Annotated in this window: 11 protein-coding genes; 6 read left to right on the forward strand and 5 right to left on the reverse strand. The window is 54.9% G+C overall.

Annotation, left to right across the window (positions count from 1 at the left end; genetic code table 11):
- Window positions 1-20: 20 nt before the first annotated feature.
- The 4 genes from ACUN8H_RS11970 to ugpB all read right to left on the reverse strand — a co-directional run bounded on the left by ACUN8H_RS11970 (window position 21) and on the right by ugpB (window position 4,244).
- Entirely contained in the window at window positions 21-1,076 is a 1,056-nt protein-coding gene (locus tag ACUN8H_RS11970; protein WP_445532324.1) for a sn-glycerol-3-phosphate import ATP-binding protein UgpC, read from the reverse strand.
- Window position 1,077: 1 nt separating this feature from the next.
- Window positions 1,078-1,920: a sn-glycerol-3-phosphate ABC transporter permease UgpE gene (ugpE, locus tag ACUN8H_RS11975; RefSeq protein WP_445532325.1), complete on the reverse strand. Its 843-nt coding sequence runs from the start codon at window positions 1,918-1,920 to the stop codon at window positions 1,078-1,080.
- A 23-nt stretch (window positions 1,921-1,943) separates the two neighbouring features.
- Window positions 1,944-2,828 (reverse strand): sn-glycerol-3-phosphate ABC transporter permease UgpA, encoded by an 885-nt coding sequence (gene ugpA, locus ACUN8H_RS11980; protein WP_445532326.1) that lies wholly within the window; start codon window positions 2,826-2,828, stop codon window positions 1,944-1,946.
- 90 nt (window positions 2,829-2,918) lie between these two features.
- Window positions 2,919-4,244: a sn-glycerol-3-phosphate ABC transporter substrate-binding protein UgpB gene (gene ugpB / locus ACUN8H_RS11985; RefSeq protein WP_445532327.1), complete on the reverse strand. Its 1,326-nt coding sequence runs from the start codon at window positions 4,242-4,244 to the stop codon at window positions 2,919-2,921.
- Between the two features lie 229 nt (window positions 4,245-4,473).
- Between ugpB and argE the strand changes: the two genes are divergently transcribed.
- Entirely contained in the window at window positions 4,474-5,637 is a 1,164-nt protein-coding gene (gene argE / locus ACUN8H_RS11990) for an acetylornithine deacetylase (RefSeq protein WP_445532328.1), read from the forward strand.
- Between the two features lie 69 nt (window positions 5,638-5,706).
- Here the strand turns inward: argE and ACUN8H_RS11995 are convergent, their stop codons facing one another.
- The gene (locus ACUN8H_RS11995; protein WP_008957053.1) at window positions 5,707-6,018 is read right to left on the reverse strand and encodes a hypothetical protein; all 312 of its coding nucleotides are present in this window, start codon (window positions 6,016-6,018) and stop codon (window positions 5,707-5,709) included.
- A gap of 185 nt (window positions 6,019-6,203) precedes the next feature.
- Between ACUN8H_RS11995 and ACUN8H_RS12000 the strand changes: the two genes are divergently transcribed.
- The 5 genes from ACUN8H_RS12000 to ACUN8H_RS12020 all read left to right on the forward strand — a co-directional run bounded on the left by ACUN8H_RS12000 (window position 6,204) and on the right by ACUN8H_RS12020 (window position 10,464).
- Window positions 6,204-6,683 (forward strand): YchJ family protein, encoded by a 480-nt coding sequence (locus ACUN8H_RS12000; protein WP_445532329.1) that lies wholly within the window; start codon window positions 6,204-6,206, stop codon window positions 6,681-6,683.
- Window positions 6,676-6,978: a GIY-YIG nuclease family protein gene (locus ACUN8H_RS12005; RefSeq protein ID WP_445532330.1), complete on the forward strand. Its 303-nt coding sequence runs from the start codon at window positions 6,676-6,678 to the stop codon at window positions 6,976-6,978. Before ACUN8H_RS12000 ends, ACUN8H_RS12005 begins: the two co-directional genes overlap by 8 nt.
- 59 nt (window positions 6,979-7,037) lie before the next feature.
- Window positions 7,038-8,111, forward strand: coding sequence for a histone deacetylase family protein (locus ACUN8H_RS12010; RefSeq protein WP_445532331.1), 1,074 nt, complete (start codon window positions 7,038-7,040; stop codon window positions 8,109-8,111).
- A gap of 64 nt (window positions 8,112-8,175) precedes the next feature.
- Complete coding sequence (locus ACUN8H_RS12015) at window positions 8,176-8,511, forward strand: hypothetical protein (protein ID WP_445532332.1); 336 nt, start codon at window positions 8,176-8,178, stop codon at window positions 8,509-8,511.
- Window positions 8,512-8,685: 174 nt separating this feature from the next.
- Window positions 8,686-10,464 (forward strand): M14 family zinc carboxypeptidase, encoded by a 1,779-nt coding sequence (locus ACUN8H_RS12020; RefSeq protein ID WP_445532333.1) that lies wholly within the window; start codon window positions 8,686-8,688, stop codon window positions 10,462-10,464.
- Window positions 10,465-10,473: the final 9 nt, after the last annotated feature.

Genomic DNA, 10,473 nt, shown 5'->3' on the forward strand with positions numbered 1-10,473 from the left:
TGTTATTTTGGGGTAGGCATTCAATCCTCTGTACGTTTTCCCGTCTCAAAGTTGAAAGGATGCAGGGCGTCGCGGGGCACATAAAAAAGCAGGGTTTCACCTTCGGCGACCGGTGACTGACCCGAGACGCGAATCACCGTGGTCTGGTCGCTGTCGGCAAGGGTCACATACAAGTGGCTTTCGGCACCGGCGGCTTCAAACAGTGCCAGCGTTGAGTCGACAATTAGGTGAGGCACTGCCGGTTGGGCTAAGTGCATATCATCCGGGCGAATACCGACGATATCGGTGCCTGCGGGCAGGTCTTCCAGTAGGCCGTTGGGGTCTTGCGCCTTTAGGTAATCCACCGACAGCATGTTCATGGCGGGGGAACCGATAAACCCGGCGACAAACAGGGTGGCGGGGCGCGCGTAGATCTCCATCGGTGTGCCGACTTGCTCAATCTGCCCGGCGTTAAGCACTACTAGGCGATCACCCAGCGTCATAGCTTCCAACTGGTCGTGGGTCACATAGAGGCTGGTAGTTCTCAGGCGCCGCTGCAGTTGCTTGATCTCAACACGCATCTGTACGCGCAATTTGGCATCCAGGTTAGAAAGTGGCTCATCAAACAGGAACGCCGCCGGTTCACGCACCAACGCACGGCCCATCGCCACCCGCTGACGTTGGCCGCCGGAAAGCTTGCGCGGCTTGCGCTCTAAGAATTCTTCAATTTCTAACATCTTGGCGGCTATGCGCACACGCTGTTCGATTTCATCTTTATTAAAGCCACGGTTTTTCAGGCCATAGGCAAGATTGTTGTACACCGACATGTGTGGGTAGAGCGCATAGTTCTGAAACACCATGGCGATATCCCGCTCGGCGGGTTCTAGCTTATTCACCACCCGGTCACCGATTTTGAGCGTGCCTTCGGTAATGGTTTCAAGCCCCGCCACCATGCGCAGCAGGGTAGATTTGCCGCACCCGGAAGGCCCGACCAGCACGACAAATTCCCCATCTTCAATATGTAGGTCGATGCCTTTTACCGCATTGACGTTGCCGGTATAGGTTTTTTTTAGCCCTTCCAAGGTAATGCTGGCCATCTTATTTCTCCGTCTCGGTCAGGCCTTTCACAAACAGGCGTTGCATAAACAAAATCACTAACACCGGCGGTAGTGCCGCCATGACCACTGCCGCCATGACGAGATGCCACTGGGGGTTCTCTTCCGAGGTCATGCGCTGAATGCCCATCACAATAGTGGTGTAGTCGGGGTCGGTGGTAATCAGCAGTGGCCAGAGGTACTGGTTCCAGCCGTAAATAAACATGATGACGAACAGCGCGGCGATATTGGTGATGGAGAGCGGCAGCAAAATGTCCTTAAAAAATTTTAACGGCCCGGCGCCGTCCACTCGCGCCGCTTCCAGCATCTCTTCAGGAATGGTCATAAAGAACTGGCGAAATAAAAATGTTGCCGTGGCAGAGGCGATCAAGGGAATCGACAGCCCGGCAAAACTATTGAGCATGTTGAGGTCTGCGACCACCTGAAAGGTGGGAATAATGCGTACCTCTACCGGCAGCATCAATGTCACGAAAATCAGCCAGAAAAAAAACATCCGAAAGCGAAAGCGGAAGTAGACGATCGCAAAGGCGGAAAGCAGCGAAATCGACAGCTTTCCAACAGTAATGGCCATGGCCATCACGAAACTGTTCCAGAGCATCAGGGCGGCTGACGGTGAATTCGTCGTCGATATGCCGGACTGCCACATCTGGGTATAGTTTTCGATCCCATGATTGCCGGGTAACAGCGGTAGCGTACCGCGCATTAACTCACCCGGTGCCTGTGTTGACGCCACCAGGGCGATATAAACCGGAAAGATCACCAGCGCGACGCCAATAATCAACACGGTGTGGGCGAAGAAATTGGCCCAGGGGCGGTTTTCAACCATGGCAACACTCCAACGAGGCCGATTTAATAATTGACGCGCCGTTCAATAAAGCGGAATTGAATGACGGTGAGCATTACCACGATCACCATGAGGATCACCGATTGGGCGGCCGATGATCCCAGGTTGAGCCCTACGAAACCGTCGGCATAGACCTTATAAACCAAAATGTTGGTCGACTGGGCCGGGCCGCCTTGTGTGGTGGCATGGATAATGCCAAAGGTATCGAACATGGCGTACACCACGTTCACCACCATCAGGAAGAACGTGGTGGGCGAAAGCAGCGGAAAAATAATGGTCCAGAAACGTTTAATGGGGCTGGCACCATCAATCGAAGCCGCCTCAATGAGCGACTGAGGAATCGACTGTAAGCCCGCCAGGAAAAACAGGAAGTTATAGGAGATCTGTTTCCAGGAGGCAGCGAAAATCACCAACAGCATGGCGTCGCTACCCGAGTTACGGTGGTTCCACTGGTAGCCCACCATTTCTAGCATATAAGGCACGATGCCGATGGAGGGATTGAAGATAAACCACCACAAAACCCCGGCAAGCGCTGGTGCAATAGCGTAGGGCCACACCAGCAAGGTGGTGTAGGCACTACGCGAACGAATCATTCGGTTCACTGTGCTGGCTAACAGTAGGGCCACCGTCATCGATAAAATTGTGGTACCTAGTGCAAACACCACCGTTACGGACAGTGAATTGAGGTAGCTGCCATCGTGAAATAAGCGGGCAAAGTTCTCTAGGCCGACAAACGTCGTTTTAAGGCCAAAGGCGTCTTCGCGCAGTAGTGACTGATAGAGCGCCTGGCCTGCTGGCCAGATAAAGAAAATCAGTGTCACTATTACCTGGGGCGCCAGCAGCGCGAAAGGCAGCCAGCGACCTGGAAAGGTCATGCGTTTGGTTTGCATGGGTAGCTCGGTAGCATCGTCATTAATGCGTGACGTAATAAACGACTTCGCCGCCTGCTTATAAGAGCAAGCGGCGAAGTGAGTGCTTATTTACTGATTGGCGGATTCAAAGTCACGCAGCAGCGCATTGCCGCGTTCCACCGCGTCATCAGCGGCCTCTTGGCCTGATTTTCCGCCAGTCATCACGGCTTCCATCTCCTCAGAGATGATGTCGCGAATCTGAACGAAGTTGCCAAAACGAAGGCCTTTCGAGTTTTCCGTTGGCTCATTGAGCGTCATCTGTTTAAGCGAAATATCCGCACCAGGATTCTCATCGTAGTAACCCTGCTCTTCGCTCAAATCCCAGGAGGCTTGGGTAATGGGTAAGTAGCCGGTTTGCTGGTGCCACTCGGCCTGTACCTCCGGTTGGGAAAGGTACTCGAAGAAGGCGGCAACGGCGGCATACTCTTCGTCGCTGTGGCCTTGCAGTGCCCACAGAGTGGCGCCGCCGATAATGGAGTTTTGCGGCGCGCCCTCTACATCCGCGTAGTAGGGCTGCATACCATAACCGACTTCAAAATCGGCATTGGCAGCGACATCGGCGCGGGATGCGGAAGAGCCGAAGAAAATCGCACAATCTTGCGAATAGAACATCGGCTCGGAATCCGGCCCGGTACCGGGGCCCGCCCAGCGGTATACGCCCTCTTCTTGCCAGTCGTGCAGGTTATCCCAGTGGCGGGCAACCAGCTCGTTATTGAAATTTAGTTCGGTTTGCATGCCGCCAAAACCGTTTTCAAGCGTCCCGAGTGGCGAGTTATGCATGGCCGAGAAGTTTTCCAGCATCACCCAGCTAGGCCAGGAAGAAGTGAAACCGCAGCTAGCCGCGCCAGATTCGACGATTTGGCGAGAGGCATCGGCCAGCGCTTCCCACGTTTCGGGCGGTTGCTCAGGGTCAAGGCCCGCTTCCTCGAACACGTCGCGGTTGTAGTACATGATCGGCGTGGAGGAGTTAAATGGGAACGACAACATATTGCCATTGGTGTCGGTGTAATAACCCACCACCGCCGGTAGGAAGGCATCGTTATCAAAAGCGCGGTCATGCGCTTCCATAAGCTCATATACCGGATAGATGGCGCCTTTGGCGTTCATCATGGTACCGGTACCAACTTCAAAGACTTGCAAAATATGCGGTTGCTCGTTAGCACGGAAAGCGGCAATGGCACCGGTCATGGTTTCAGCGTAAGTACCACGGTAGCTGGGTGTCACTTGGTACTCATCTTGGGACTGGTTGAAATCCTCGGTGATGCCTTCAAGGATTTCGCCAAGCTGGCCGCCCATGGCGTGCCACCAGCTAACTTCAGTGGCGGCTTGGGCAGATAGGCTCAGGCTGGCAGTCGCCACCCCAACGGCAAGAGCATGCAGTGATAAACGAGACATAACGGCTCCTTGTGGGCCTGAACGTCATCAGGCGAGTCGTGCGTTGTTAAGTTGTTTTGGATGTATTGAACAGTAGAAAAGCGCGATGACGTTTTAATGAACGCGAGGTGAATAGGTGATGACAGCCGTTGGAGCGGGCGGGAGTAGGCGAAGTGGTTGAGGGGTGATAGGGTTAGCGGCAATCGATTTATACACGCTATATTGAAAGCTATCCTGGAAAGAGAACGTTATGCCCCACGCCATTGAACTGCTAGAAAAACTGGTTGGTTTTGATACTACCTCCAGCGAATCCAACTTGGCGTTGATTGAGTACGTGGAAGACTATTTGGCTGCGTACGGCGTTAGCGCCGAGCGGGTAATGAGCCCGTGCAACACCAAGGCCAATTTGATTGCAAGAATCGGCCCGGATGCGCCTGGCGGGGTGATGCTTTCGGGGCATACCGATGTGGTGCCGGTAGCCGGGCAGCCGTGGTCCAGTGACCCCTTCACGCTGCGCGATGGCAACGACGGGCGGCTCTATGGGCGCGGCACATGTGACATGAAAGGGTTTATTGCCAGTGTGCTCGCCATGGTACCTGCCTGGGTGAAGGCGCATTTACAGCAGCCTATCTACCTGGGCTTCTCATACGATGAAGAGATCGGCTGCGTCGGCGCGCCCAGCCTCATCAAGCGCTTTTACAAACATTACTCCACTAGCGCTCATGTGATCGTTGGCGAGCCCACCAGTATGCAGCCCGTGGTGGCTCAAAAAGGAGCGACCAATCTGCGTACTACCGTGATTGGCCAGGAAGCCCACAGCAGCCAAGTCAATCAAGGCACTTCAGCCATTCACGTAGCGGCAAGGCTGGTCACCTTTATCGAAGACACCATGGCGGCATTGGTCGAAGAGGGAAGGGTCGATGAGGCGTTTAACGTGCCGCATACCAGCCTGCACGTGGGTAAAATCAAAGGTGGTACGGCGATCAATATCATGGCGCGGGAGTGTCAGTTTGAGTGGGAGATTCGCCACCTGCCCACGGACACCTTCGATGAAATATATGCGCGCTTTGCGGCCTATTGCGCCCAGCTAAGCACTGAGCTGCAGGCCAAAGGCAAGCACGTTGAAATCACCACTGAGCCGCTAAACGTGACAGTGCCGGGCTTGGCCGACCGCGACAACGACCAGGTGCTTCGCTTAGCCAAAGACCATTTGCCAGCAGGTTGCTGCGACCATGCGGTGGCGTATGCAACGGAAGCGGGGCAGTTCCAGGGGCAGGGCTTGCAAACCATCATTCTTGGCCCTGGTAGCATCGCCCAGGCGCATCAGCCCGATGAATATATCGATATTGAGCAGCTTGAAGCGTGCGAGGATTTTCTTACCAAAATGGGCAAAGCCCTGGAAACGCCTTTTTAACGACGTTTATGTTTGGGCCAAATAAAAATCCCACCCGGTTAAAGGGGTGGGATTTCTGGGATTACCATTTCAGTGCTGAGGATGTTGTTCAAACAGCTCGGCTTTGGCATGGCGCATCACATCTTCGCACGCCTGCTGTTGCGCTAACTGCGTCAACAGGCGCTGAGTCACTTCGAAGCCCTTGCCTAAGCAAGTATCCACTTCCTGTGGGCTAACCGCTGGTGTCACGCGGTAATCAATTTTTACCGTGCGCCCGCCGCCTTCTAGCCGGTCAGCAACGCCTCTGAGCCGCCACGCGATTTTCTCTTTCCAAGTTGCTGATTCTTCCGCGCCTTCGTTTACGCTAAACGTGCACTGCCATTCCGGTTTAAAGACCTTCATAGGAGAACCTCCAAAATTTTTGGAAAGAATGATCAATCGTGATTCGTACTCCATCGTCTGAATGTGTTGCTCCACTACTATATACCTAACGTGGCATAAATATCGAAACAAAAGTGATACACGCCGAGCGACGCGCATAGGTCGTTTCGGTTAGGCTATAGAAGATGCCAATAACGAGCTTTTTTATGACCTCTACGAATGAGCTAAGTTGCCCCTGTGGTAGCCCATTAGCGCTTGATGAGTGCTGTGGTCGTTATCATCAAGGCGCCGCTGCGCCTGATCCTGAAGCGCTAATGCGCTCTCGCTATTCTGCCTTTGCATTAGGCCTTAATACTTATTTACTAGCCACTTGGCACCCCTCTACCCGCCCAGAAGTGCATGAGCCTGACCCCGATACAGCGTGGAAATCGCTGGTTATTGTGCATGCCGAGCCAGCCCTCGCCAATCGCGGCCAAGTGCATTTTCGCGCTTTTTTTTGTAGCTATGAAGGGGAGCATCGGCGTAAACGCTGGCACGTGCTGGAAGAAGTATCGCGTTTCGTTAAAGAGGACGAGCGCTGGTGGTACGTGGATGGCGCGCCCACACTTAACCGCTTGAAGCCACGCCGAAACGACCCTTGCTTATGTGGCAGTGGGCGCAAATTAAAGGTATGTTGCGGTGAATAGCCCGGTCGTGCAGCCTCGTCAAGTCGACAAGCAGTGGTACCTCTATTTGCTGGAGTGTCAGCGCGGCACCTATACCGGCATTACCAATGATTTGGCAAAACGCTATCAAGCGCACTGCGCGGGCAAAGGAGCACGCTATACGCGTGCCAATCCGCCCGTTGCCTTGCTGGGCGCCGAGCCGTTTGAAGACCGCGCTGCCGCTAGCCGGGCTGAATATCAACTAAAGCAGCAAAACGCGAGCGAAAAACGCCACTGGGCCAGACGATGGCCCGTGCCATTGGAAATGCCCAGTTAACGACCTCTATCAGCCAACCGATTAACCGTTACCGCTTGGCGTAGCATCAAGGAGCCGACATGCTGACGTTTTACTCAGAGGATAGCCGCTTGCGTCAAGCGCGCACGGAGTTACATGACGGCGCCTTGGTCACTCCCTTTGAGTGTCCCGAGCGCCTTGATCTAGTGCTCAATCAGCTCCGTCAGGCCAAGGTTGGTGATATTCGTACCCCCACTGCCTACGGGTTAGCGCCGGTGCTGGCGGTCCACGACGAACAGTACGTGACATTTTTAGCCAACTGCTGGGAAGCATGGGGTGCTGCCGGTCATCAGGGCGAGGCCATCCCCAATATCTGGCCAGCCCGAACGATGCGCGGTGACCGTATTCCGCGTTCGATTAGCGGCCAGCTAGGCTATTACGCGCTGGCAGCGGAAACATCGATATCAGAAGGAACCTTTGAAGCCGCCATGGCAAGCAAAGATGTAGCGCTTGGTGCGGTCGAGCATACCCTGGAAACCGGCGAACCCAGTTTTGGGCTATGCCGACCCCCCGGCCATCACGCCGCTTATGATCAGTTCGGTGGATACTGTTTCTTCAATAATGCCGCGGTGGCTGCCCAGCGCGCATTGGATGCGGGTAAGCGCCGGGTCGCTATTCTTGATGTCGATTTTCACCATGGCAACGGCACTCAGCAGATCTTTTATGGGCGCGATGATGTCCTGTTCATTTCGTTACACGGTGACCCCGAGGTAACCTTTCCTTACTATTTGGGCTACGCTGATGAGTGTGGAGAAGGCAACGGGCAAGGCTTTAACGTCAATTACCCATTACCGCCCGGTACCAGTGTGGCGACTTGGCTGGCCACGCTAGAACAAGCGTTAGCACAGATAAAGGCAGCCGAGTGCGAGTGTTTAATCGTCTCCCTTGGGGTCGATATTTTTGAGGGTGATCCGATAAGTGCCTTCACCTTTGCTAGCAGTGACTTCACCGTTTTAGGTGAACGCTTGGCGCAAGCGGGCTTGCCCTGCGTGTTTCTTATGGAAGGGGGCTATGCGGTAGAGGCAATTGGTGTCAATGTAGTCAACGTGTTACAAGGCTTTAAGCAGATTTTTGAAAAAGACGTGGCAACGTCTCAATCAACGGACAAAGGTTAACCAGTGACAGCGGCCCGTAAATCGGGCAGGCTAATGCCCTTTCAATGGGGCAGGGAGCTCGCGCGTGGCAGTGTATGGTGGAATTCAGGCACATGAATTGGAGCGTTGGCTTAATGCGTTAACCAACGCCGCCTATGACCGACGCTGCCCGCTGGTAAAAGTGCACGGTGGCACTGCCCGTGCGCGCACCGCCCGCCAAGACCTGCTGCATCTGGCGAACGACTATCGCTGCGGCGATTCTAGCCGCGAGGAGTGCGCAGCCGACCTGGGCCGCTGGTGTGAATGCTACCTTTCCGAAGCGGAATGGTACGTACTGGTTGGCACCCGCCAAGTACCGGCACAGCCGCAAAGCGAAGAAGAGCATAGCCTCACCTTACTCAAGCAGCACCGCGTAGGGTAAGCCTCGCTATCAGTAAGCAGATTAAGTGCAGATAAAAAAACTCTCGATCCGGGAGCTTTTTTTGTGGTTGGGAAAATTGTCATGGGGCATTGGTGGTCAGGGCCATAGTTTGCTTTTATTAGCATCCAGTCCGGCTTTTCCCACTATTCGTAACCTCACTAAACGTGCTGCCTTATGAACACGACCCTTTGTTTACCCCCTTCAACACTGCTCGAGCGCTCCTTTCCACGTACCACAAAAACGCTCCTTGAGACCTATGCGACGCCTGCCTATCAAGGCTACCAATTGGAGGCGTGGGTCTTTGATGACGAAGCTGAGCGTCAGGCAACGGAAACGGCCTTCAAAGAGGCGGGGATTAATGCGTGCCTGCATAGTGCCTATAAACCCTTAGTGCATTTCTTTTTAGAGGCATTTTCATGGGCTTCAGTGCAATCGGTGGTGATTGAGTATCCCGTGCTGGCGCACGCGCCGCGTCGCTTTTTACTGGAAGCCTATCCGCTGGCAGCACTCCTACCGCAAGGAGTGTCGCTTCGTTGGGAGGGGGTTGAAACGACGCCTGCCGCAACGGCCACTGTCCACTATCGCGTGCAAGTGGAGCGAAGGGGTAAAGGGTGGGAGACCCACCTTGTGACAGCGCCCAACCGCCATCATCAGGATCATGTGGGTGAGGCGCAGTACTCGCCCTGTGGCTGGCTGTGGTTGACTTCGCCTCAAGGCGAAGTTAGTGAAACACGCCTGGAGACCGATTATGAGGCGCTGTTTCAAGCGGCGATGGCGACGTTGGCTTCCACCCAGTGGCAGTCCGCGCCGCCTTACTTTGAAGAGCTAAATTTCACTGTACATTGGCCGAGCAGAGACCGCCGATTAGCCTGGGATGACGAACATATAAGCCTCAGCGAGGCGATGCATGAAGAACTCTATTTCTCAGCGCTGGAGTATTTTCAACGCCGTGCAGGCCTTGCGCTGGGTGATCGTTCTATTCAGCCGGGCCAGATTGTGCCGGAAGTATCCACTCAGGGGGAAACCGCCTACCTGCAGATAAGCCTGCGACCCTTAGCGGTCTTTTCTGCCGAGCGCGATGAGGTCACGCTGGAGAACGCTCAGCAAGCCATCGGCACTGCCCAGATCAAACCGTTCATGGCAGCCCTTGGCGGTCAGGCGCTCTATGCCACCACTCGGTCAGGCCGTGCAGTGGAGGCGCGTTATCACGTCGGCAGTGATCGCGCTGTGGTGATCAGTGCCGGCCAGCACGCCAACGAGACATCCGGGGTGGTAGGGGCGTTGCGGGCTGCCCAACAACTGTGCAGGGAGCCTGGGGCACACTTTGTCATTTCGCCGCTAGAAAACCCTGACGGTTACGCATTGCAGCACCGTCTCATCGCCACCCAGCCGCGGCATATGCACCACGCCGCGCGCTACACGGCATTCGGCAATGATTTACAGAGCCAGCCGCTTGGGCGTCCTTTCGAGTATGCGATTCGTGAACAGGCGGTCGAGGTCAGCGGTGCCGAGCTGCATATCAATCTGCACGGCTATCCCGCCCATGAATGGACGCGCCCATTGAACGGCTATGTGCCGCGTGGTTTTGAAATGTGGACGATTCCCAAAGGGTTCTTCCTGATACTGCGCCATCAACCGGGCTGGGAAGCGGCGGCGAAGCAACTGGTCGACACCGTGACGCGGCAGCTTGCCCAGGTACCAGGCTTAGTGGCGTTCAATGCCACACAAATCGACTTGTTCGAAACCCATGCGGGCGCGCTGACCTTCCCCGTCGTCAATGGCTTTCCTTATTTGCTGTCAGAGGATCCTGACCAGCTGACGCCCCTGATGTTGATAACCGAATACCCTGACGAGACAGTGACCGGCGATGCTTTCGTGCAGGCGCATACCGCGCAAATGGCAACGGTGATAACGGCCTATCACGCCTTTCAAACGCTCTCATTGAATCGCTGATCCTCATGA

Source organism: Vreelandella sp. V005 (assembly GCF_052645115.1).

What these genes read in the sequence shown, in the direction of transcription:
- ACUN8H_RS11970 (WP_445532324.1), bottom strand. Translation starts at nt 1,076, where the DNA reads ATGGCCAGCATTACCTTGGAAGGGCTAAAAAAAACCTATACCGGCAAC.
- ugpE (WP_445532325.1), bottom strand. Translation starts at nt 1,920, where the DNA reads ATGGTTGAAAACCGCCCCTGGGCCAATTTCTTCGCCCACACCGTGTTG.
- ugpA (WP_445532326.1), bottom strand. Translation starts at nt 2,828, where the DNA reads ATGCAAACCAAACGCATGACCTTTCCAGGTCGCTGGCTGCCTTTCGCG.
- ugpB (WP_445532327.1), bottom strand. Translation starts at nt 4,244, where the DNA reads ATGTCTCGTTTATCACTGCATGCTCTTGCCGTTGGGGTGGCGACTGCC.
- argE (WP_445532328.1), top strand. Translation starts at nt 4,474, where the DNA reads ATGCCCCACGCCATTGAACTGCTAGAAAAACTGGTTGGTTTTGATACT.
- ACUN8H_RS11995 (WP_008957053.1), bottom strand. Translation starts at nt 6,018, where the DNA reads ATGAAGGTCTTTAAACCGGAATGGCAGTGCACGTTTAGCGTAAACGAA.
- ACUN8H_RS12000 (WP_445532329.1), top strand. Translation starts at nt 6,204, where the DNA reads ATGACCTCTACGAATGAGCTAAGTTGCCCCTGTGGTAGCCCATTAGCG.
- ACUN8H_RS12010 (WP_445532331.1), top strand. Translation starts at nt 7,038, where the DNA reads ATGCTGACGTTTTACTCAGAGGATAGCCGCTTGCGTCAAGCGCGCACG.
- ACUN8H_RS12020 (WP_445532333.1), top strand. Translation starts at nt 8,686, where the DNA reads ATGAACACGACCCTTTGTTTACCCCCTTCAACACTGCTCGAGCGCTCC.